The organism is Ketobacter sp. (genome assembly GCF_003671495.1).
Taxonomy (GTDB): domain Bacteria; phylum Pseudomonadota; class Gammaproteobacteria; order Pseudomonadales; family Ketobacteraceae; genus Ketobacter.
The window spans coordinates 183,485-206,068 of record NZ_RCHN01000009.1 but is presented as its reverse complement, the minus strand read 5'-3'; the positions used below and the strand labels follow the sequence as shown (position 1 = coordinate 206,068).

At 53.1% G+C, this 22,584-nt stretch carries 16 protein-coding genes; 7 read left to right on the top strand and 9 right to left on the bottom strand.

Going from position 1 to position 22,584, the window contains the following annotated elements:
* Positions 1–84: 84 nt before the first annotated feature.
* From D9N14_RS04350 to xrtD, 3 genes are all read right to left on the bottom strand, one after another.
* On the bottom strand, positions 85–2,478 hold the full coding sequence (locus D9N14_RS04350) for a tetratricopeptide repeat protein (RefSeq protein WP_290577301.1): 2,394 nt from the start codon (positions 2,476–2,478) through the stop codon (positions 85–87).
* Between the two features lie 76 nt (positions 2,479–2,554).
* The gene (locus tag D9N14_RS04345) at positions 2,555–4,198 is read right to left on the bottom strand and encodes a glycosyltransferase family 4 protein (protein WP_290577299.1); all 1,644 of its coding nucleotides are present in this window, start codon (positions 4,196–4,198) and stop codon (positions 2,555–2,557) included.
* Between the two features lie 31 nt (positions 4,199–4,229).
* Positions 4,230–5,831 (bottom strand): VPLPA-CTERM-specific exosortase XrtD, encoded by a 1,602-nt coding sequence (xrtD, locus tag D9N14_RS04340; RefSeq protein ID WP_290577296.1) that lies wholly within the window; start codon positions 5,829–5,831, stop codon positions 4,230–4,232.
* Positions 5,832–6,018: 187 nt separating this feature from the next.
* Between xrtD and D9N14_RS04335 the strand changes: the two genes are divergently transcribed.
* The 5 genes from D9N14_RS04335 to D9N14_RS04315 all read left to right on the top strand — a co-directional run bounded on the left by D9N14_RS04335 (position 6,019) and on the right by D9N14_RS04315 (position 11,735).
* Positions 6,019–7,371 carry an ArnT family glycosyltransferase gene (locus D9N14_RS04335; protein WP_290577294.1) on the top strand — a complete coding sequence of 451 codons (1,353 nt, stop codon included), beginning with the start codon at positions 6,019–6,021 and terminating at the stop codon, positions 7,369–7,371.
* On the top strand, positions 7,337–8,566 hold the full coding sequence (locus D9N14_RS04330; protein WP_290577292.1) for an oligosaccharide flippase family protein: 1,230 nt from the start codon (positions 7,337–7,339) through the stop codon (positions 8,564–8,566). The genes D9N14_RS04335 and D9N14_RS04330 overlap by 35 nt, the downstream gene beginning before the upstream one ends.
* 200 nt (positions 8,567–8,766) lie before the next feature.
* Positions 8,767–9,918, top strand: a complete 1,152-nt coding sequence (locus D9N14_RS04325; RefSeq protein WP_317622571.1) for a glycosyltransferase — start codon at positions 8,767–8,769, stop codon at positions 9,916–9,918.
* A complete protein-coding gene (locus D9N14_RS04320) occupies positions 9,919–11,064 on the top strand; it encodes a glycosyltransferase (protein ID WP_290577290.1) in 1,146 nt (381 codons plus the stop codon).
* Positions 11,061–11,735, top strand: coding sequence for a sulfotransferase family 2 domain-containing protein (locus D9N14_RS04315; RefSeq protein ID WP_290577288.1), 675 nt, complete (start codon positions 11,061–11,063; stop codon positions 11,733–11,735). Before D9N14_RS04320 ends, D9N14_RS04315 begins: the two co-directional genes overlap by 4 nt.
* Before the next feature lie 19 nt (positions 11,736–11,754).
* On the opposite strand, the gene D9N14_RS04310 is transcribed toward D9N14_RS04315, so the two are convergent.
* On the bottom strand, positions 11,755–12,840 hold the full coding sequence (locus D9N14_RS04310) for an EpsG family protein (RefSeq protein WP_290577286.1): 1,086 nt from the start codon (positions 12,838–12,840) through the stop codon (positions 11,755–11,757).
* A 142-nt stretch (positions 12,841–12,982) separates the two neighbouring features.
* Here D9N14_RS04310 and D9N14_RS04305 point away from each other — a divergent pair, with 142 nt between their 5' ends.
* Positions 12,983–14,929 (top strand): hypothetical protein, encoded by a 1,947-nt coding sequence (locus D9N14_RS04305; RefSeq protein ID WP_290577284.1) that lies wholly within the window; start codon positions 12,983–12,985, stop codon positions 14,927–14,929.
* A gap of 35 nt (positions 14,930–14,964) precedes the next feature.
* Here the strand turns inward: D9N14_RS04305 and D9N14_RS04300 are convergent, their stop codons facing one another.
* A complete protein-coding gene (locus D9N14_RS04300; protein ID WP_290577278.1) occupies positions 14,965–16,512 on the bottom strand; it encodes an asparagine synthase-related protein in 1,548 nt (515 codons plus the stop codon).
* 77 nt (positions 16,513–16,589) lie between these two features.
* Here D9N14_RS04300 and D9N14_RS04295 point away from each other — a divergent pair, with 77 nt between their 5' ends.
* Positions 16,590–17,765: a glycosyltransferase family 4 protein gene (locus D9N14_RS04295; protein WP_290577277.1), complete on the top strand. Its 1,176-nt coding sequence runs from the start codon at positions 16,590–16,592 to the stop codon at positions 17,763–17,765.
* A 2-nt stretch (positions 17,766–17,767) separates the two neighbouring features.
* Here the strand turns inward: D9N14_RS04295 and D9N14_RS04290 are convergent, their stop codons facing one another.
* From D9N14_RS04290 to D9N14_RS04275, 4 genes are read right to left on the bottom strand one after another with little or no spacing between them, the layout of a single operon-like run.
* Positions 17,768–18,853 (bottom strand): TIGR03790 family protein, encoded by a 1,086-nt coding sequence (locus D9N14_RS04290; protein ID WP_290577275.1) that lies wholly within the window; start codon positions 18,851–18,853, stop codon positions 17,768–17,770.
* Positions 18,850–19,623 (bottom strand): CpsD/CapB family tyrosine-protein kinase, encoded by a 774-nt coding sequence (locus D9N14_RS04285; protein WP_290577273.1) that lies wholly within the window; start codon positions 19,621–19,623, stop codon positions 18,850–18,852. The genes D9N14_RS04290 and D9N14_RS04285 overlap by 4 nt, the downstream gene beginning before the upstream one ends.
* 47 nt (positions 19,624–19,670) lie before the next feature.
* Positions 19,671–21,416 carry a GumC family protein gene (locus D9N14_RS04280; RefSeq protein ID WP_290577271.1) on the bottom strand — a complete coding sequence of 582 codons (1,746 nt, stop codon included), beginning with the start codon at positions 21,414–21,416 and terminating at the stop codon, positions 19,671–19,673.
* 37 nt (positions 21,417–21,453) lie between these two features.
* The gene (locus D9N14_RS04275) at positions 21,454–22,572 is read right to left on the bottom strand and encodes a hypothetical protein (RefSeq protein WP_290577269.1); all 1,119 of its coding nucleotides are present in this window, start codon (positions 22,570–22,572) and stop codon (positions 21,454–21,456) included.
* Positions 22,573–22,584: the final 12 nt, after the last annotated feature.

Genomic DNA, 22,584 nt, shown 5'->3' with positions numbered 1-22,584 from the left:
TACCCCCCACCGGTAGCAATAACCCCGCTGTCATCTCAATGGCATCCCCAAAGAAAATCCAGACTGTCTTCCACACATTACCCATCAACGGGCAGACAATTTATCTTCCAGTTTCAGCAACGTGTCTTCTGCAGATTCGCGCCCGCGGAAAGGCGTGGTCCCCTGCACAGAGGCCGTCAGATACTGGCGTGCTTTCTCGAACTCCGAAATCCGGTAGTAGGTCATACCCAGGTGATAGTTGATTTCCGGATTAGCAGGATAGGCCACCTGTGCGCGCTTGATCAGGGCAAGGGCCTTGTCGTATTCACCCTTGGTGTAGTAAAGCCAGCCCACGGTGTCCTGATACAGGGGGTTGTCTTTTTCCAGAAGCGGTTTGCTCAAACGGTCAGCGCGTTCCAACTGCGCCTGATCGTCACTGCGGTTATTGACCAATAACATCACCAGATTGTTGATGGCTAATGCATTGCCGCTGTCATCCCGCATCACTTTTTCATACTGCTCGATGGCATCGTCCACCCGGGATTCACTTTCATACAGGCGGGCCAACTCCAGACGCAGACGGGCTGAGCCTTTACTGGCTTCTACACCCTGTTCCAGTACTTGAATCGCCTTGGTCTTGTCGCCCTGAGCCAGGGCACTCAGCATGAGATTGCGATAAGGCAGCCACCAGCCCGGGTAAATATCCAGTGCTTTCGCAAAGGCCTGGTTGGCACTCTGATATTCTTTTTTCGCCAGATGGATTTCACCCTTGAAGTTATACGCCGGGGAATTGTTCTCAACGCTGTTGACCACGCTGTCCAGCCAGCGGGAAGCTTCGTCCAGTTGATTCAGCGCAATCAGGCTGCGTACTTTGGCCGACATGGGCTCCAGTGCACCGGGCTTCAATTGCAGGGACTGATCGAAGTAAGTGATCGCCATCTGGTGATCAGCATCCAACTGCGAGGCCAACCCCAGGTACAATGGATAAAGCGGATTATTCGGGTCCATCGCCACCAGCTTCTCGGAGTAGGCCCGGGCATTGTGGCTGTTGTCCGCGGCCAGATAGACGCTCACCAGTTTTTGCTTAACAACCTGGTCATCCGGCGCGATCTTCTCGCACAACTGATATTGCTCAATGGCTTTAGCCGTTTGTTCATTGTCGTGGTACAGACTGGCCAACTGCATCCGCGCCGGCAGGTCCCGGGGTTGCAGATTCACCACCGCTTTCAACATCTGAATGGCCAACTCTGCGTCGCCATTCATGATGTAGGCGAGCCCCAGCCATTTCAACGCCTGGATATTTTCAGGGTTAGCGTTCACCACCGCCCGCAAATCCGGAATCGCATTCAGCGCGTCTTCCTGCTCCAGGTGCATTTTACCGCGCAGTGACAGAGCATCAATATTACCGGGGTGATCCTTCAACACCGCCGCCAACAATTCTTCGGCCTCGTTCAGTTTGCCTTGCTTTTCCAGCAGGTAAGCCAGGCGAGTCTGGGCCTTCACCGATACGGCATCGTTTTCGTTCAGGTAATCCCGATACATTTCCTCGGCCTGGGTTTCACGCTCGGTCCGCACATAGAATCCGGCCAACTGAAATTTCAGGTCAAAATCGTCCGGGTCCTGTTCTATATAGCGGGTCAGAACGGCTTCCGCCTGCTCCAGGTCACCCCGGGATGCATGCAGGTTGTGCAAAGCGATGATGGCATCGGTTTTGTCTTCTTCACTGCTGATGATCTGCTGGTATACGTCTTCGGCTTCTTGGGTACGCCCGGTCTTCTCATAGAACTCCACCAATCGGTGTTTAAACCCGACGTTCTGTGGCTCGATGGTGATCAGGGCCTTCAGCTCCTCCTCCGCCAGCAGCAATTGATTGCGGGACAGGTAATAGTTGGCCAACATGGAATGAAGGGTGACACTGTCCGGCCATTCTTTCAGCGCCGACTCGAGCAGATCCAGCCCCTGCTGTTCGCGGCCATTGGCCACCAGCATGGTGGAATACAGCACCAGGGTGTCCAATTCTTTGGGGTTAAGTTTGTAGGCTTGCTCCACGATCAGCAGTGCCTCAGCAGGTTGGCCGGATTTGGCCACTGCACCGGCTTTCAACGTCAGGCCGCCACTGTGCTTGGGGTCCAGCAACAGCACTTCGTCCGCGAGGTCCAGCGCCATCTGCGCTTCGTTCGCCAGCAGATAAAGTTGACCCAGTTTCACCTTGGCCTTGGCATTATCCGGCTCAATTTCGATGACTGCCCGATACTTGCCAACCGCTCCCCGCCAATCCGCCATTTTTTCCAATGTCTCAGCATAACCGATCAATCCTTCAATGGATTTGGGATCGATTTTGAGCACGTTTTTGTAGTTCACCCGGGCCTTGTCGTAGTCCTTTTCTGCAAAACTTTGCTGGGCCTGATCCAGGTACTTCTGCTTGCGCCCCTCGACGCCATCACAGGCCACCAAAGTCAGCGCCACCAGCAGCATTACGAACGTGTTTTTGAATTTCATGAGCAAACTCGCCATCGGTTTCCAATTCTGATAGCGGAGAATGTCACACTTTCAAGGCAGAAACGTGACAGAAAAGTCACGCAAACAATAGGCCCTTTCCGGCGATAAAAAGTGCTCCGGCGGTCAGTGAGTAAGGCAATAAACGGAAACGGTAATAGATGCCACTATTGATAATGTATTCGAACAGATACAAAAGCACGACAAACTTAAACACATCCAACGGCAGGTGATCCACTGCTGATGCAGAATCCGCGAACAGGGGAATCAGCAAGGCCAGCAATATCAGCAGGATATCGAAGGGACTGGTTTCAAAGCGCCGGCTCTTGCGCTGAACCGATATGGTCATGAACACCCAGAGACCGGCCACCACAATGAGCAACCACTCCACGATATAAAATGTTCCATCGTGGTTCTGATTCTTGTAACCCAGGTAACACAGCAAGGCGCAGAACGTGTAGGCACCCAATCGATCCAGCCATTCGTTTTGATGCGCCCGGCGTATGCCAAACACCAGCAAGGCGGCCAGCAACACAGACAACACGGCCACGTCCAGGCTGACATGGATGTCATCAGCGCCGGCAAACAGAATCATCAGCGGCACCAACCCCAACACATAATAGGGCAGGTATCGATCCAGGTTAATCGCCCGCAGGGATCGCCGCCACCCCAACACCCGGGCCTTGCTCCATTTACGAATCCAACCGTTGTAGTAAAAATTCAGTTTTTCGCTTTCCATCGCACTGAGGATGGTGGTGAGCAATAACGTGTAAACCACAAACAAGGTGGTGGGTAACCAGTCCTGGCTGTAACAGGTGAGGAACGCGGAGATCACAAACACGGACTGGATCAGATAGAGGATCACCACCGTTTCATAGTGACTGAACTTCAGCGCCAACAGCCGATGGTGGATATGATTTTTATCCGCAGAAAACGGGGAAACACCCCGCAGGATGCGCTTCGACATCACAGTCAGGGTGTCTACCAGGGGCAACCCCAAAATTAACAGGGGAATGGACTTGGACAGTGCCAGGTCAGCAAACTGTGTCAACATGATAAGTTCCACGCCCAAGATAAAGCCCAGGAACTGGCTGCCGGTATCCCCCATAAAAATGGAGGCCGGGTGGGAGTTGAAACGCAGAAAACCGATGACCCCGCCCACCACGGACATGGTGACAATCAATATGCCGCTGGCACCGGCTTTATAGGACAGAATGGCAATCAGGCCGAAGCTGAGCAAGGTGGTACCGCCGGCCAAACCGTCCAGCCCGTCCGCCAGATTGAGTGCATTGGTGATGGCCAGCAAACAGAATATGGAGAAGGCGTAGGATACCATCAACGGCAGGGGCTGCCCGTCCATGAACGGCGCATACATGATATAGATGTCACCACCCAGCACCACCAGCGCGCTGGCCAGGATCTGCCCCAGGAATTTGTAACGGTAGGAGATGTCCTTGCGGTCATCCCAGATGCCGAACGCCACAATCACCAAGGTACCCAAGGCAATGGCGACGTATTGCTTTTCGTAGGGAAGCCAGATCACCAGCGGCACCAGCGCGCCAAAGATCATGGCGATACCCCCGATACGGGGCACCACATTGACGTGGACCTTGCGCGGGTCCGGCTTGTCCACCGCACCGATCAGAAAAGCATATCGGATCAAAGGTGGTATCAACACCAGGGTCAACAGCATGGCCATGATCAACGAGGCGTAAAATGTCATTGCGGGACTCCCTTCTCAGCGCCGCTTCTGGTTAGTTCGGAATGTAGGTGGGCAGGTCGTCCGCCACTTCCCGGATAAACGCCAGAAGCTGCTGTTCCGCCTGCTCAGCATTATCAAACTCATCTATCTCGGTCATGACGCGGATGAGCGCACCATCGGATCGGCCTTGCGTCAGGCGATCCCAGAAGATCCACCATTTCGCCATAAACTCATTGGTGATAACCCGGTTGCGCCCCTGCAACCAGTAATAAGCCAGAATTTTCGATCCACCCTTGGAGATCAGCGCCCGATTAGCCAGTAACGGCTTGCCATCGATCATCACCCCGGCGATTTCGGTTTGTTGCAGGGAGTTAATCTGCCAGCCGGAACCTGGCAAGCAGGAACGTGGCGAATGAATAGTGCCCTCACCTTCTGCTTGCACCTCGTAATAGGCGGCGTAGAAGTTGACAGTGGTGCTGTAAGGGGCCTGAAAATCCGCAAGCAGATAGTCATCCAGTTTCAATTCGTCCAGAAAGCGGGACTCAATCACACCAGGCCGGCCGTACCAATCCCCCTGCACCATCGAAAAGGCACTGAAGCGCTCGCGCTCGGGAAACACGGTCTCTGCCACCTGCAGGCGGGTGTTGATCAGCGCCACCACCACCAGGATGACAACAGCAGCGTACAAGGTGATGGGCAGATCCCGCTTGCGTTCATCGGTCACTGCCTCTTCTGGCAACGGGGGAGGATCGAGAGCCAGGGCATCGGCAAATGATCGGCGATCCCCCACCAGCCAGCTGATCAGCTTGATCTCCGCGATCAACAATGCCAGCGCCCCCATGAACACTACCCAGCCTTCAAAATCATGGAGTACGCCTTCGGCCATCTCCTGCCCCCAGTACTCCACGGTAACGCCGATGGCGCCGATGCGAAAACTGTTCATCAACACGGAAATAGGCATGCTGGACAGCACGATCAGGGCCCGCCGCCACAGCGGTGCACGATATAGAATGGCGATGATCATGCTGAGGGCCATCAGCGGGAACAAATAGCGCAAACCATTACAGGCTTCAACCACCTGCAACTGCATGACGCCCAGGTCGATGACGTTGCCTTCATAATAGACATCGATCCCGAACAACTGAATAAACCAAACCCCGATTTGGGTTGAGATCAATTGCAACTGGCTGGATAGATTGTTGTAAAGAAAGGTGGGCAGCTTCACCATAAACACCAGCATCAACAGCGCCGGCCAGATTACCCGAAAGGCGCGCCACCCCATGACAGACAAACAGAAACCCCAGATGCAGATCACCAACGCATACTGACCCATGGTGGAAATCACCGCCAGGCGCCCGCCCACCAACAAAACTCCGCCCAGCAGCAGAATGGCGACCCCTATCCACGACCCGGTAAACGGCAGCCTTTGCAGCACCCCGATGCGCTGATAGATCAGATAAGCACTGATCACCGGGATGAAAAACCCGTGGCTGTACTCCTCCTGCCCGCTCCAGGTGTTGTACAGTGAGTTCAGCACCGACCAGAACATCAATGTCAATAATCCGAACCCGACGCAGGCCGCTGCCACGAAGCTCGGTGTCAGGTTCCAACGCACTCTTGTCGCGGTGCTGTTATTGGTATAGGACGGATACAAGCGAATACTCCTGATTTCCACTTACGGGATGCTGGCGGGCCATAGTATTTCAGAAGTATTTAATTTGTATTAACGCCCGGGGTCGAGTGTCCCACGACGATCCTGTCACACAGCCGTCATCATTCAGCAATGCTTTTTGGCTAAGGTTGACCGCCGCAACCGCCTAACGTCCAAGATGCAGAGCCCTATGAACCTTGTAACCCAGGCCATCAACCGGATACCGTTCCTCGCCTTTGCGCTGGGTCTTCTGGTCTGTGTAGAACTGGCCTACCTCACCCTGAGCGGTTTGCTGGGCAGCATGGGGGGGCTCGAGATGGCCGACATCGCCGAACGGATAGTACTGGGTTACGGATTCAGCTCGCCGTACCTGCCGGTGGGTGAAGGTGGCCCGACCAGCGTCTCTCCGCCTTTGTACGTATGGCTGATGTCGGGGCTTTACAGTCTGTTAGGGGTCAAATCCGAGTGGGCCCATGGCCTGCTGCAATTACTGAACATCCTGTTCAACTCAGTCACCCTGGTATTGCTGTACCGGGTGTGCCAAGCTCGGCTCAATGAACTCACAGCACGCTGTTTCGCCCTCCTGTTTGCCTTGCATCCTCATATTCTGCTCATCACCGGAAGCATCTGGGAGACCGGGCTCAGCCTGATGTTGCTGAGCAGCATTCTGTGGTACGCCAGCCTGCGATTTTCCCTGGACTCATTTCACCACAGCGTTATCCTGGGCCTGCTCATGGGCCTGACTGCACTCAGCAACCCGGCCTGGACCCTCTGTTATCCCATCATCTGCCTGGTGCTGGTGTGGGCGGGGCTAAAGCAAGGTGGGCAGAAAGACTTTCGTTGGCACACATCGCTGGTGGCCCTGCTCATTATCTTCACCAGCTACCTCGGCGTGGTCGCCCCCTGGCTGGTGCGCAACTACCAAAGCACCGGCCAGCTCATGTACGTCCGCAACATGGCCGGGCCGGAGATGTTCAAGGGCAACCATGAGTATGCCGGCGGTGGGCATGGGGTTGGCTTTCACGATTTCTGGATCTACAAAAGCCCATCCGAGCAGGAAATTTACCGGGAAATGGGCGAAACCGCCTACGACCAGTGGATGAAGCAGCAGGCAATGGAGCGCATCCAATCCGATCCGGGGCACTTTGCAAAATTGGTGGTGACCCGCATTGGTATGTGGTGGAGCGGCGATGTTGATGTGTTGCGCAAATGGTACGCGGTGGGCGATACCCGAAAGTTTCTGTTCGGTGTGGTGCTGACAATCGCCGGCACCCTAACCACTGTCTTTGCCCTGTGGGGCACGTGGATGTTGAGACAGCAGGCTGATCGGCTCTGGTTGGTGTGGGTGTACATGTATTTTTTGCCCATTCCCTATTACCTGATCATCATCGGCTTTCGCTACCAGTCCTCACTGATGGCATTCACCCTGATTCCCACGGCTTATTGCCTGGCCTGCCTGGCAGAAAAGCGATTTACGCGTTCACTCCTCCCGCCACAACCTGACCACCATGACGCTGACGCCCCAGTATATTCGACTCGCTAAGAATATCGTCGCGCTCACCGTCGTCAAAGGCAGTAACTTTATCATCCCTTTGATTACCCTGCCCTATCTGGTGCGGGTATTGGGCTTGGAGGGCTACGGCACCATCAGCTTTGCCCTGTCTCTGGCCCAGTTTGTGGCAGTGTGCGTGCAATACGGCTTCAACATTTCGGCCACCCGGGATATCGCCCGCGATCGCCACGACCCTGTGTTGGTGAATCGTCACTACACCGTCGTACTCAGCACCTCACTATTGCTCGCCCTGCTGACATTCAGCCTCTATCTGCTGACCATCCTGCTGGTGCCCATGTTCAGGGAGCACTTCTGGGTGTTTCTGTTTTCCGGGCTGTATCTGGCACTACAGGCCATCACCCCAGTGTGGCTGTTCCAGGGTCTGGAGAAGATGCAGTACATCACGTGCATTCATCTGACGTCACGTTTTATATTTCTCGGCAGTATGCTGTTGCTGGTGACTGAATCCACCGACGTGGTGTATGTGCCGGCGCTTAACATGATCGCCACCTTGATCGCTCTGATTGCGGCACTGATTGCCTGCCGTAGCTTTTTGGGAGTGGGTTTGGTCAGCATTGCCTGGGCCGACATCCACTCTGCACTCCAACAAGGCAGGGATATCTTCCTGGCCCAGTTTGCCCCCAACCTTTATAAAAACGCCTCCATCTTCATTCTGGGGATTTTTACCCATGAGGCCCTGGTGGGCGCCTACAGTGCAGCACTGAAACTGGTGGAGGTGGCCATCAGCGGTGCCCAGATCCTGTCCGCTGCGGCGATGCCGATTTTGTCCAGAAACATGAGCAACCACCGCCTGTTCAGCCTGGTGATGTGTGGCGCTGGTCTGGGGTTGTCGATCCTGCTGTTCGCCAGAGCAGACGTCATCACATCCCTGCTGCTGCAAACCACATCAGAAGAACTGACTCTTAGCCTGAAGGTGCTCGCCTGCTCCGTATTTTTTGTCTATTGCCATACCACGTTCGGCATCAATTTTTTGATGCTGATGGGCAAACAGCACGTGGTGAAAAATTTTACCCTGGTGATCTCGATCCTGGGCCTGGGGCTATTATTGATCCTGGTGCCGCTCTACAGTTATCTGGCAGCGCTGTTGGTAGTCACACTGAACCGCGCTGCCATGGCTACGTTCAGCTACGGTTACTACCGGCGCTATCGCGGACTTTCGGCCTGAACGCTGGCACCGCAACATCCGGATAGGCGCGTTTCAATACCGGCTTTACCTTGCGCTCGGGAATGAAAGCATAAGTGCAGCAATCAACCCTATTGCCCTCAACACAGCTGCTGGACAATCGACGCGCGACATCTTATTGAAATAAAGTTTTAACAGAATGTCTCTCCCGAATTTAAAGTAAACACCGCTTTCTGGCCATAATGCGGTGGCTAACGTGTCTGAAGTGTGACAGCACCATGAAACAAATCAGCCTTTTTGCTCCCTCCATGAGAGGCGGCGGCGCAGAACGCGTCATGGTCGCACTGGCGACAGAGCTCAGCAGACAAGGCATGAAAGTCGATCTGGTGCTGGCCAAAGCGGAAGGCCCCTATCTTGAGGACGTACCGGCGAGCGTCAATGTTGTTGACCTCAATGCCAGCCGTATTGCCTTTGCATTGCCGGCTTTGAACCGCTACCTCAATTCCACCAAGCCTGATTGCCTGCTGTCAACTCTGCGACACGCCAACATCATTGCCATCCTGGCGAAGCTGGTGAGCAAACACCGCTTTGTTCTGGGGGTTCGCGAAGCCAATACCATCAAGGCACATCTGGAAAATGATCAGAGTACCAAAGAAAGAATATTGCCGTTTTTGATGAAATGCTTTTACAACCGGGCCGATGTAGTGATTGCCGTATCCAACGACGTCAAGTCTGACTTGATGTCCTGTATCAAGATGCAGGGTGACAACATCGTGGTGATCAACAATCCGGTGGTCAGCGATGCCTTCTATGAACTGAGTGAAGCCAGCACCGGGCACCCCTGGTTGGATGAGAAATCCGAACCCGTTGTTTTATCAGTGGGTAGACTGACCCGGCAAAAGGATTTTGCCTCATTGATCAGAGCGTTTTCCGACTACCGAAAAAGTCACAGTGCCAGGCTGATTATCCTTGGGGAAGGCGAAGAACGGGCCAGCCTGGAAGGCCTGGTGGCTGAATTGGGATTAACCGACTTTGTCTCCCTGCCGGGATTCGTCAGCAATCCGTTTTGCTTTATGAAACAGTCCGATGTGTTTGTGTTGTCATCCCTGTGGGAAGGGCAGCCCAATGCATTGATACAGGCCCTGGCACTGGGGGTCCCGGTGATTTCCACTGACTGTCCGGGTGGGTCCCGCGACATCCTGAAAGCCGGCAAGTATGGCACTTTGGTTCCCGTCAATTCGCCTGAGACACTGACCCTGGCACTACGCGATGTGCTGGCAACGAAGGCTGACCCCGTTAGGCCGAGAACGGACACTGCCCGCACCTATTGTCGCCTGGAATTCGGCATACAGCCGGTTGCCAATCAATACCTGAATGCACTGACAGGGCTTTAGATGAACACGCCATTGAGAATCGCTTACTTGATCAAGAAGCTGGAATACGGTGGTGCAGAGATGCAGCTTATGACCGTGGCCAGGGAACAGGTGCGCAACGGTCACCAGGTGGTGATCATGACGTTGCAACAGGCTGAGCCAGCGTTCATTCAGGACATGGAGCACGCGGGCATACCGGTCCACTGCCATCGTTTCGACAGCCCGTTTCACTTACCAACAACGGTCTTTGAAATCCATCGACTATTACAACGTTACCAACCGGATGTGGTCCATTCCCATATGTTCCACTCCAACATGGTAGCGCGTATTCTCTACCCTTTTATGCGTAAGCCGGTTTTTGTATGCACTGCGCATAACATCAAGGAAGGCAGCAAACACCGGGATCGGCTGTATCGCCTTACCGACGGATTATGCGATGTTACCACCAATGTAAGCCAGGCTGCCGTACGCCGTTACAATGAAGACGGTTTGGTTAAAAACAATGCCTGCCTGTTGATCGAAAACGGCATCGATACCGAACGCTTTTCAGCAGACGTGGGTGCTCGTGATCAATATCGCCGGGAACTCGGGGTCGAGGACAAATTCGTCTGGTTGTCGGTGGCCAGCCTCACGCGACAGAAAGATTTCCCCAATATGCTGCATGGGTTCCAGGATGTTCTCAATTCCAATCCGGCAAGCCATCTGTTTATCGCAGGCGATGGGCCAGAGCGCGAGGCCGTGAAGCAATTGGTCGGCAAGCTCGATCTAGCGCCTAACGTAACTCTGTTGGGCAACCGAAAAGATACCGTGAGCCTCTATGCGATGGCTGACGGCTTTGTGATGTCCTCGTCCTGGGAAGGCTTGCCCATTGTACTGCTGGAAGCATTGAGCTGTTCACTGCCCTGCGTGGTCACCGATGTAGGGGGCAACCGCGATCTGGTCGTATCAGGTGAGAACGGATTTGTGGTTCCACCGGCTTCACACAAGGAGCTGGCTAAAGCCATGAAACAGCTTATGCAACTGCCCGCAGAACGTTTGTGCTCGCTACAGGATTATGGTCGACGTCACATTGTCAAAGGCTATGGTATTGCATCGGCGGCCAAGCGTTGGATTGACCTGTATTCCCTCCTCATACGCAATCGACTGTCCGATGGTGTGAAGCAATGATCTCCCATGAACTCAAATGTATTTTCATTCACATCCCCAAATGCGCAGGCACCAGCATCGAGTCAGCCCTGGGCCATCTGGACGGCCACAACGGGCGCGGTGGCCAGGACCACCGCAGCATGCGCATGATTCAGCAACCTGCAGTGAGTACTGACACCTTTACTCGTCGTGACAATATCATGGAGCTGTATCGGCGCATCAAACACCATCTATCGCCCAATGTTACCAACCCGAACAACAAAATCACCCTCACCCGCCAACAGTACCTCAGCTATTTCAAGTTCACCATCGTTCGCGACCCCTGGGATCGCGCCTACTCCTGGTATAACAACTACGTGCGCGATCCAGAACACGAGAAGTCAGGCCTTTCCCGCCGCGTCGATTTCAATCAGTTTCTACAACAGGAATCGGGCCATGGCATGCTGGCCTCCCAGCTTTACTGGCTGCAGGACTCAAAAGGCAACATTCCTATGGATTACATCGGTCGGTTTGAAAATCTTGCAGCGGATTTTTCCTATGTGTGTGAGCAGCTGGGTGTTGCTGATCAGGCCCTGCCACACAAGGTCAAAGGGGAAGCAAATGGGTACCGTGATCGATATGATGAAGAAGCCAGGGCCTTGGTTGAGAGCGTTTATCGGGAAGAGATCGATCTGTTTGGGTATCAATTTTGATTTAAGCGTTACATATTCATCAAACATTACCAACATGGTACCAGTAGTACCACTGTAAGACAGCATATGGCACAAACGCTGCTATAACCAGAGCTCTATGTAACGATTTCAGCTCATACATAGCGACTACCAACACCGGCAACCCCGTTGCAAGAAAGCGCAAAGAGTAGCCGCCGAATATAAGGTTGAAGCACACAAATGAAAGGATAATCAACGAGTACTGACAGCTAATATTTCGATAGTAGTCTTTGCTCTGAACCAAACAGACAATTAACATGAAAATCCAAAACAATGTGTACTTTATACCAGATGATGCATCATTAACTACTCTATCAGCGCGCCGATCACCCACGGCATCAAGTACCTGCTGCATAAGCTGCCCGAATGACAATGACATTAAAAACCCTGTTCCAAGAAGAATTAGCACCACAGCTGTTGTATTAAACACCCTCCTTGTATGCAAAAGTCTCAGTGACAAAATACCGGCGAAGAGTAAGGCAAACAGCACGGAAGCTGTGTGTACTAATGGAGCAACCAATATCATTGCCAGTGACAAAATCAATAGCTTTCGTGGCAACATATAAGCCCACAATAAAAGACAATACGCTAATGCAGAACGCATTTGATCGAAAGCCAATGTAACTAGAAGCGGATTGACTAGAAGTAAAACGGCATACAGGTTGCTATACCGAGCGACAAATAACGTAAATGTAAAAACGGTGATAAAAGAGATAGTGTTGAAAACAAAAATCGGGGCAATATTCAATTGGTCAATAAGATAGGGAATGGAAATATGCCACAACACCTCATTCGTCAGATAACTATACCAATGAGCGAGTTTAGTGTATTCAAGTATGTTTTCCCCATACTTGAAATAGTGTAAATAGTTCGCTCGGTCGATGAACTCGAACTGGCGAAGCTCCTCCCAAGGAACAAGAACAGCCACTGTTGCCATAGCTAGAGCGACCAGGATATCGATGATCTTGATTGGGTAGACGCCCTGCTTTGTACGCATACAGTTTTCTGAAATACGACTTTCTTTCTTCCGATCCCTTATTGAGGAAGCCTCCAGCATCTCTGCCAGAGACATTTTTGATTCAGCCATAGTCTATATTTTGTGAAAGCTCGAGTAATCTTTCAATTTTCATACAAACATATTTCAATTAGATTTCGCGAATGGGTAACATTTGCGTAGTCACATGGAGTTAAACTAACTTCGCCTCCAGACAACTCGCCCAGATAATTGAATGCGTACACTTATTCTTTGTTGTTTTCTAGTTCCTGCTCTCTTATTGTCTTCAGAAGTCAGATCAGAAGCCTCTACAGACAAATCCAACAAGTTATCGATATTGGTAGATAAGGTGTTGATTGCATCTACTGGCTGGAATGTAGAACCCTGGATAATCGATGATGTTGTGGACGCCGGATTTAATGCGTACATACCACGGAGATTAGTGGCAAGCAATAATGAATCCATCCCAGAGGAACAATTAAAGAAGCTGTCCATTCTTTGCCAGAAAAAGGGAATTAAAACTTACTACTGGATGCGTGGAACAATAAAAACCAACAAGAACAAGAACACCTACACGCCGGGCAATTTTACGGAACAACTACTCAGCCCTAATTCGAACGAGTACTGGAATAAACTAACGTCTGATATCACTCAAGCTGCTAAGTTAAGCCTTACACACCCTGCGTTAGAGGGGGTTTTCCTTGACTTTGAGGATTACGAGCCTCGCCATATTAATGCTACTGCCTTTCACTACTCCTATGAGGATGAAATCGTACAATCTTTTAGTACCCAGCATACATCCCTTTTGGGCAGAAAAAATTCACTCATCAGGAAACAATGGCTGTCGCGATCTGAGAATATAAAGCTGAAAGAGAGTTTCATTCGGTTTCAACACGAAAGTTGGCAGCAACGGATGACACTACTGCGTAAAACCGTAGATAGCATTAACCCTAAGTTTCAATTCCTGGTCTATCCATTCAACCCATCTCGAAATAAATCAGCTCCATTTATTGTTGGGAATGGTGATCTGGGGCTTCCAGCACCGATAGCACACCTCGGAACAGAGGCAGCGCCGATCATATATGCGGAAACCCGGAGCTACTCACGCCCGCTCTCACCCATTCATGGAGCCAATTCAATAATAAGCACGGTGAAAGACAACACCCTGGAAAGCGTCACCTCTGCTAAAAGAGAATCTCCCCTCGCGCTAACTCTTGGCGGCTTAAATCCACTTGCAGACAGAGACAAAGAGCTAGGTAGAAACCACGAGCCATTTTATATACCCAATGCGGCAATTGCCATGTCAGAAATAGCCGATGGATATTGGGTTTTCTATGAGGGCCTTAATTTTCAGGATTCACTTAACAAGAAATATCTCTCATCCTTTGCCTGGGCCAACTCACAGATTCGACAGCGTCGTTGGCAGGCTGCGTATACACCTATCAACGGCGCATATGATTGGAGTAGCTATTTCAGTAAATTGCCTGCTTGGTCACTCCCAGCCCCAGAGCATCAACCAACCACATCCCCTACAAAGGTTAGAAAAAACGCACGAAGCAAAAGGATTTGGCTTAGAGGCGATGCCATATTTATTTTCCCTTCATCTGAATCCGAACTAATCGAATTCACCGTTTCCTCCCGAAAATTAGGTAATAGAAATACGACACCAGCCGTCTGCGAACTTCGTCTGCGAGACGATCCAGATAAAGTGGTTCACCATTTTCAATTATCCGATAAACCGATGGAATTTTTTAGTCAGAAAACAAATACAGAAAGCGACCTAATTCTTACGTGTGCATCAGGCCAAAGATCAGTTTCTGTAGACAGCTCGACCGGACCCTATGGCATTTATGCCGGAAAACCAGTGAGATTCTATCAAAACCAAGAACCGTTACATTTAGCAGTTACAACGAGTACGAGCGATATCGTACTGACTATTAAAGGTAGTGGACGTGAGCAAGCGAAATTCACATTGCAAAATGCCTATGGTGTCGATATTAGCCAACACTCAACTTACATGTCAAAAGGCAGCCACGCAACGATATGGCGCAACAAACTCCAAAACCATTCACAATCAGGGTTATGGAAAGTTATCCCTGCACCACTGGATTCATTACCATTCGAAGACTACAGCATTAAAATCGAAGCCGGAGTTATCCCTATATTTTATGTACTACCTTAATAATGCTTGAATCAATAACTTAACGCACTAACGCTTTACCCTTCCCTGACTGCAAGATACCGACAGTTCAGATGCCAGGCAGAGATCAAAAAAATCCGATAAATCAGGCGCCCACACATTTTTGCGTATTTATGCCGGGCCTGGGACACCGCCTCAAACCGGGCCAACAGTGCCAACATATTCTCCTGATTCCAGAGGCTGCAGGCGCGGATGTGTGAATACACAAAATCCCGGTTCTGTTGAATCACCGAACCGAAATCGTAGCTGTAACCCATTTTCCCGACTGCATCGGAATCCAGGTCAAGCTGGTCCAGCAGCATGCGGCGGATAAGCAGTTTATTCTTGCCGGTGTTCCGGTCAAACAACAGGTGTTCAGGCAATCCGGCGAACAGGGCTGCCACCTGATGATGGGCAAAGGGCAGAATCAAGTTGGCATCAATGCTGTCGGCAAAGTTGCGTGCCTTGCGTATGTGCACCTCCGCCGCGGTGATGGTGGTATGGATATCGGTTTTATGCCGCACCCAATCCAGCTCTCCACCGGGCCAGGCGGTCGTTAATGAACGTTGCTGCCAAAATGCCTGGTGGTCATCCGCATGGGCGTAAACGCTTTTCGCATCGGCATAGCTGAGGCCACTCATGCCGTAAAATTCCGCCGGGGTTTTCAGCAACGGCCCCGCCAGGCTCTCTGTCTTCACCGAGTTGCGCAACAGGGCTAGCCCCGGCAGCTGGCAACTCAGGTTCAGTAGCGGCAGCAGTTTACGCTCCTTGCTGGAAAGCGGCGTCATCATGTAGCTGTCGTTACCGCCGCCGTCGATGATATTGGCACCCACCAGCGCTTCCACCTGGGTGGTATACACGGGGTACGCCAGCGTGACGGGGTCCACCCCGGGGAACGGGGCTTCCCGGAAGAACCGCTCAATGGCATCAATATGCTCCCCGCCCAATTGATCCACTTCATGTAGCACTTGATGTTTCAAACCCAGTTTTCTGGCAATGGCGGCACTGATCTCACTTTCGTCGGCCTTACCTTTGGATTTGTGCGTAATGCAGGTGATCTGTTCCCGTACACCGGAACGGGCCGCCGCCAGGGCAACCATGTTGCTGTCTTTACCCGCACTGTGAAACAAAAAGCCCGCTTTCTGCCTGTCAAAGCGGTATTCCAACGCCTGCTTCAATGCATCCAGCACCTGGTCTGCGGTAGGAACCGTCGATTCCGTGGCGGGGTCCATCCCGGACCCCATCCCGGACCCAAAAAAGGGAAACCGATGTTTGAACTCCACCGTCAACGGCCGATCAGGATTAGTCTGGGTGCGAATTCGCGCGCAATCCCCCACCCCTAACACATAGAGGTTGCGATAGACGGTGTTCGGTGGTGGCACCACGCTGCATTGCAACAGAAACGAAATCCCCTGCGGGCAAACGTCAACCGACACACGTTCGTCACGTAACAGGTTTTTAATGCTGGTGGAGTAGAGTACCTGATCCGGTTTGATGTAGAGATACAGCGGATGTTCAGCAGCCGGGTCGGACGTCAGCTCGATTTCCTCCGTGCCCGGCAGTATGGCGTTGACCTGGCCCTTCATTCTATCGGTCTCTTCGCTGCATCAGCTTGCACTGTGAGACACCAGCGAAACACACATTCAATATCGAATTGCTAAACATGAAAAAGATCATTCTATTTTCCAATACCGCCTGGTACTTGTACAACTTCCGGCTTCCGCTGGCCCAGACCTTACAACAGCAGGGCTGGCAGGTGGTGCTGGTGGCGCCCCATGACCCCTACGCGGATCGGCTGGTGGAGCTGGGCTTTGCGTTTATCGAATTGAACCTGCAGCGTCGCAGTCTCAATCCCATTCAGGAATTTCTTCTGCTCACAGAACTGTACGCGATCCTCAACGACGAAAAACCCCACGTCATTATGAATTTCACCGTCAAGTGTGTAGTCTATGGTTCCCTGGTGGCGAAGTTGGCAGGGGTCAAGCGCCGCGTCAATGCCGTCGCCGGTCTGGGCAGTGTATTCTCCGGCCAAAGCATGACACTGACGTTACTCCGTCCGGTGGTCAAGTGGCTTTTGAAAGCCAGTTTGTCCGGCCCTCAGGCCCAATGCATCGTGCAGAACCCTGACGATGAACAACTGTTTCTCGACAACGGGATCATCCAGCGTCAACAGGTTAACCTGATCAAAGGTTCCGGAGTGGACGGCAGCCGCTTTCTGCCCAACCTGTCGAAAGGCATGCTGTCACAGGGCATGAACACCCGACCGGCCAGGATTCTGTTCGCATCACGCCTGTTGAAATCCAAAGGCATCTATTATTTTTTTAACGCCGCCACCGCCCTGGGGGAGCAATTCGAGTTCCTGGTTGCCGGTGAGCCGGACCCGGGCAATCCTGAGTCGGTACAGGATTCCGAGCTGAAACAGGTAGCCAACACCACTGGAATCCGCTTTCTGGGGCACGTGGACGACATGCCTGATTTGCTTGCCGACGTCGATCTGGTAGTGCTGCCCTCGGAGTACGGAGAGGGGGTTCCGCGCATCCTGATCGAGGCCGCCGCCAGCGGTATTCCCCTGGTGGCCTTTGACATGCCCGGGTGCCGGGAGATCGTCCTCGATGGCAGCAACGGTTATCTGGTGGCACGGGGCAACCAGTCTGCCCTCAATCATGCCATCGCAAAAGTGTTCAGTTCCCAGGAGCACTATAAAAATCTGGCGGAATCCAGCCGCCGTCACTTTATGTCGGAGTTCGAGCAACAGTCGGTAATCGAGAGAACCCTTCAGGTGATCAACCACACGGAGCTGAGCCCACACCCGGTTTCCACCCCCGGCCGGAGCGGGTAAATTCAGGGCCGGTTTGCAGGCGAACCATAGGGTACTGACATGGGTTCCCCTACGAACACACCCTGCCCTGGCATCTTGACGCTGGACCAGTAGGCGTCAATCAATGATGCGCCGGATAGACGTCTGCGCATGAGGATGATTGGGTCGGGGAATTTTCCGGTGTGATTGCAGGGCTCCACCACAGTACCGTAGCTGCCGGTGGCACCGGCCTCCAGCCAACGCAGCACACTCATCTGGAAACTGTCCGTCAGCATGCCACCAGCAGAGGTGAGGTGATCGGCGGCTGCCCCGGGCAGAAAGCGATTCTTGCCCAGGTAACGCACAGTCTTTGAACCGGTGAAGTAAAACATGATCTCGGTCTGGTTGGTCAGGTAGTCTGTTTCCACGAAGTGGGTGGACACCCGTTCATCGTTAAAATGCCTGAAATCCTCCTCGTAGGCGGCAGCACGCACGCTGCGCCTGGCATCCGAGGTCTTTAACAGAAATGCGTTTGCGGTTTTGGGTTGCGAGTAATCCGAACGGACGCCACGATCAATCAACTCAAACACCTGTTTTTCCGAGGCACCGGCCAGCATCATGGACGGAGGCAAACCACCGGCCTTGCGAAGAGCGGAGTGGTCCATCTGCCCCTGGGTGCCATAGTAGGGTGATTCCAGAGTGGCGCTGCAGTCGGCGGCGCACAGGCGCTGATCGAGCCCCAAGGTGATTGCGCTGGTCAACGACATACAATCCACCCGGTAGGGTGTGGTCCAGGTAACCGCGTACGCTCGAATCCGGTGCAGGGTGTTCGCACCAATCACCCGGCGTATCGGTGCAAACTCCTGTGCCGGAATGTTCGCGCCTTCGGCAAAGAAGCTGACATGGATAACATTTTCATCGGGAATGCCCCGGGCACGTTGGTAGTACTTGCCCACCGCAACACTTTGTGGGTCCACCTCATTGATGACGATGGCCACCTGTTCAGGCTTTAACTGCTCAGACGGTAATGAAATGCTGGCTTCCAGCGGCGCACTCCACAGCGACCCGGGCCAAAGCCCCAGGCTGCCCAGCATAAACATCAGGAAAAAACGCAGTATTGCTGGCCTCATGCAACCCGGGAATTATTGAGTACGGTGCCCAGAATCGGTTTGTCCCCCAACAGTTCCGCCATTCTGTTGATGTCGGATTTTTTGGTTACCCCCTCTTCAATCACCAGCAACCCCGCATCAAACTGATCGAGAAACGCCAGGGCATCGTCCGACTCCAGTACCGGGGGCAGATCGTAAATGATAATACGCTGGGAATAACGCCCGGTGATCTCAGACACCAGGCTGCGCATCCCCGGTGTCACCAGACTTTCCGCGGAATCCTCAATGGGCTCCCGCCCCGGCAACACCACCAGACTCTCAATATTCGGTGTGAACAGCATATCGGAGATACTGGCCTCACTGATCAGGTAGTCACTGACACCCAAGGCAGGCTGGAAGTCAAAATAGCGATGAATGGACGGGTCCCGCAGATTGAAATCCACCAGCAATGCGGTACAGCGGTGATCCAATGCAATGCTGATGGCCAGATTGATCGCTGTCAGGGTGGAGCCCTGCCCGGCACGGGCTGCCATCACGCCGATGCTGTTCCAATGATGCTGGTGCAGCTTGTTCAGAACCTGGGTACGCAGCAATTTATAGGCCTGGACTACCTGGCGGTCCGCCCCCTTGCACAGAATGCGCTGCTCGTTGAGCCATTCCCGGGAGACCTTGTGAATATGGGTATGCTGATACCGAATAGGGTAAGTCAAGGTGGCAACCTCACGGTTTTCCGGCATCTCGACACGACTGCCCTTGATGTCAAGGGTCGTCTTTTCCTGAACATAGGCCATACATTTCTCCTCACAAAGGTTCCTGGGGGACTTCTGTTAACCGGTGATTAACCCAGCTTGCGCAACGCGGCGTACCAAAGCACATCCAACGGCATCCAGGCCAGATGAATGGCGGTGGCCAACATCATCCCCGCCATCACCAGGCCCCCGGCCAGATACAGACGCCCCCGCTTGACCGCTTTGGCCTCACTGTAGGTAATGATATGCGGAATCACAGCCAATGGCGCCCGCCCCAGATGCCTGGATACAGCGTTGGGTGAACGCAGCGTGCGGTCCAGCTTTTCCAGTATAAACAGCATACCCACAGCGCTGGCCACTGCAAGGATAAACCCGGCCATCACGATCAGCATGCGATTCGGCCGGATGGGTTTTTCCGGCATCAAGGGCGGCTCGATCAGGGTAAAGCGCTCCCCCTTACTCTCGTCCTCAAGGGATTTGGCCAACCCGGCTTCCAACTGCTTGGCTTTCAATTCCTGGTACTTGCGGGTGGTGTTTTCATAATCCCGGGACAGGGACCGGTACTCCCGCTCCACGGTGGGGGCCTGTAACAGTGACACTTCCAACTCGTCGAGTTTTTCCCGCAGTTTGGCCCGGCTGGACTTCAGGTGGCTCAATTCCACATCCACGGTTTTCAGGGACGTCGCCAGTTGCACATAAGACGGGTTATCCGCATTGCGCAGATCAGTACCTTTGTCGGCAGGAAGCTTTTTCAATTTGGCATTGAATGCCGCAATGACGGATTCCAGACGGCGCACGTCCGGATACTCCTCACCATACTTGTTACGCGCAGTTGCCAGCTCTGCCTCGTACAGATCCAGCTGTTTTTCGATGAACGCGGATTCGTTGGGGAAATCCCCATCCCCCACCAGATTCTCCAGTTCCCGTTTGACGCGGATCACATCCGGATGATTTTCGGAATACATGGCCAGATAGGATATGTACTGGTTTTGCAGCAGTCGCGCCCGGGCTGCCGGGGTCAATGCTGACTGTTCCCCCGCCCCCACCACCGCGGCATTGGGTTCCTGCTGGGCCAGACTGGCTTCCAGAAACACGCGACGCTCTTCCAACGACTGGATCTGGCGGCTCAGGTCAAAGTACTCCCGTTCCGTGCGGTCCATCAAACTCATATTGAGGGAAGTCATCTCAGGCAATTTACGCAGATTCAACTCCTTGAATTCCGCCAGTTTGGCTTCCAGCTCACGGCTTTTTTGCTCCAGCCGCTTCACCTCTTCCGCCAGGAACGCCTCAGCATCATCCGCCATTTCCTGCCGGGTCTTGATGTTTTCACTCAAGAATAGGGAGGTCAGTTCGTTGGCCACCAGCTGGGCGGTTTTGGCGCTGTGACTTTCGTAACCGATATTGAAGGCGATGGTGGCCTCAATGGGCCGCCCACTGCGGGGGTCCACCACGTCGGCACTGATCATCCGGTGATGGATGTCGTCCCGCATTTGCTCAATCACCGACTCTAATGGTTCCTTTTCCCGCTCTTCGGCATAAAGATCGTATTTCTTGATCAGGACCACCAGCTTGGAATAAGTCATCACCCGTTGGATGATCATCTGGATGCGCTGGTCCGCGAAGCTGGTGACGGTGGAACGCACCAGATCCTGGGGAATTTCCTGCTGCTCGATCAGGATGGTGGATTCAGAGCGATAGGTGGGCTCCGCGATGATGGCATAAGCCACACTCAGTGCGAATACCACACACAGAGCAATCAGCGCCGGCTTCATGCGGCGCCGAATTATGCGTATCAGTTCATCCAGATCCAGCTGATTGTCCGTTGCTGCTTCCAATGTCTCTCTACCTGTTGTTCAGTTTTCCTGAAATCCGCTACCATTCAAATGGTGTTGGTGTCCAATACAGTCCCAGGGTCACCCGGTTCGACTCAGTGTCATTACTGCTCGTGATGTAGCGCCGATAAATGTAGCGATAGCTTCCCCGCACACTGAGGGATTTCCGAAACCGCCAATCGAACCCCATCAGGCCATAGGCCACGTCAATGTTGTCCCGATTATCCGTGTCAATCTCGCTTCTCTGCTCACTGGCGTAGGCACGCACATTGAGGCGGACATTCTCGCTCAGGCGGGTATTTGCCACCATTTCCAAGCGGCGCTCATCAATGAGCAGGCCGGAGGTGTTGGGCAGAATCTCCTGATAGTAACTCAGTGTGTAGAGGGTGCGTTCCCCCTGGTACTGTAACGACAGATTGCTGATCCTGCCGTCACCTTCCTCTTCCGTTTCCAGCGTGTACACCGTTGCCGGGAACAGGATGAAATAGTAGCGGCCGAAATAATCCGTTTGCCGATAACCCAGGCTCGCATCCAGGGACCACTTGTCCGCCAGGGTCCAGTTCACGCCCAGACTGCCGCTTTCGATATTCGTCCGGTCGGGTACAAAGCTTCCGTTCAACACCAGATCCAGGCGCACATTGTCTTCGTATTCAATTCGGCTCCATACCCCACTGATGTAGGCGGTCAGGGTTTCGTGCATGGCCCACAGATAGCGGGCATCCAGCGAGGTATAGTCGTATTCGGACAACGTTGGCGAATACTCCTCAAACCGCACCGCCTCACCATAAGCGGATACACTGGCGCCCTGGGTTTCGGTAAAAAAGTACTCGCCGGACAGCGCCAGGCTGTAGCGATCACGACCCACATCCACCAGCGTGACGCCCGAGCTCAGTGCATCGTCCGCCAGAGTCGTGTCCTGAATCACCGCAGCCCGGGACGTGATTCTCCCCCGTTCCAACCTGCGGTTTCCCTGCAGAATCACCTGCAGTACGTCATTCTCGTCGACATCGTCTTCATTCAGGTTCTCATCCACCAGGCGACCACTGAGGTCCAGTTCACTCAGTTCCGTCTCCCAGCGCACCCTGCCCCGCGCCTGGACACTGGTGCCCGATACGTCGTTCTTGGCGAAGGTGCTGAGCCCGTAATTGTCGTCGCTCAATGCGGAGACACC

Excerpts from the sequence above, each read along its gene's own strand:
- D9N14_RS04335 (WP_290577294.1), top strand. The coding sequence starts at position 6,019 with ATGAACCTTGTAACCCAGGCCATCAACCGGATACCGTTCCTCGCCTTT.
- D9N14_RS04350 (WP_290577301.1), bottom strand. The coding sequence starts at position 2,478 with ATGAAATTCAAAAACACGTTCGTAATGCTGCTGGTGGCGCTGACTTTG.
- D9N14_RS04345 (WP_290577299.1), bottom strand. The coding sequence starts at position 4,198 with ATGACATTTTACGCCTCGTTGATCATGGCCATGCTGTTGACCCTGGTG.
- D9N14_RS04330 (WP_290577292.1), top strand. The coding sequence starts at position 7,337 with ATGACGCTGACGCCCCAGTATATTCGACTCGCTAAGAATATCGTCGCG.
- D9N14_RS04315 (WP_290577288.1), top strand. The coding sequence starts at position 11,061 with ATGATCTCCCATGAACTCAAATGTATTTTCATTCACATCCCCAAATGC.
- D9N14_RS04310 (WP_290577286.1), bottom strand. The coding sequence starts at position 12,840 with ATGGCTGAATCAAAAATGTCTCTGGCAGAGATGCTGGAGGCTTCCTCA.
- D9N14_RS04285 (WP_290577273.1), bottom strand. The coding sequence starts at position 19,623 with ATGGCCTATGTTCAGGAAAAGACGACCCTTGACATCAAGGGCAGTCGT.
- D9N14_RS04320 (WP_290577290.1), top strand. The coding sequence starts at position 9,919 with ATGAACACGCCATTGAGAATCGCTTACTTGATCAAGAAGCTGGAATAC.
- D9N14_RS04305 (WP_290577284.1), top strand. The coding sequence starts at position 12,983 with ATGCGTACACTTATTCTTTGTTGTTTTCTAGTTCCTGCTCTCTTATTG.
- D9N14_RS04325 (WP_317622571.1), top strand. The coding sequence starts at position 8,767 with ATGCGGTGGCTAACGTGTCTGAAGTGTGACAGCACCATGAAACAAATC.
- D9N14_RS04290 (WP_290577275.1), bottom strand. The coding sequence starts at position 18,853 with ATGAGGCCAGCAATACTGCGTTTTTTCCTGATGTTTATGCTGGGCAGC.
- D9N14_RS04300 (WP_290577278.1), bottom strand. The coding sequence starts at position 16,512 with ATGAAGGGCCAGGTCAACGCCATACTGCCGGGCACGGAGGAAATCGAG.
- D9N14_RS04295 (WP_290577277.1), top strand. The coding sequence starts at position 16,590 with ATGAAAAAGATCATTCTATTTTCCAATACCGCCTGGTACTTGTACAAC.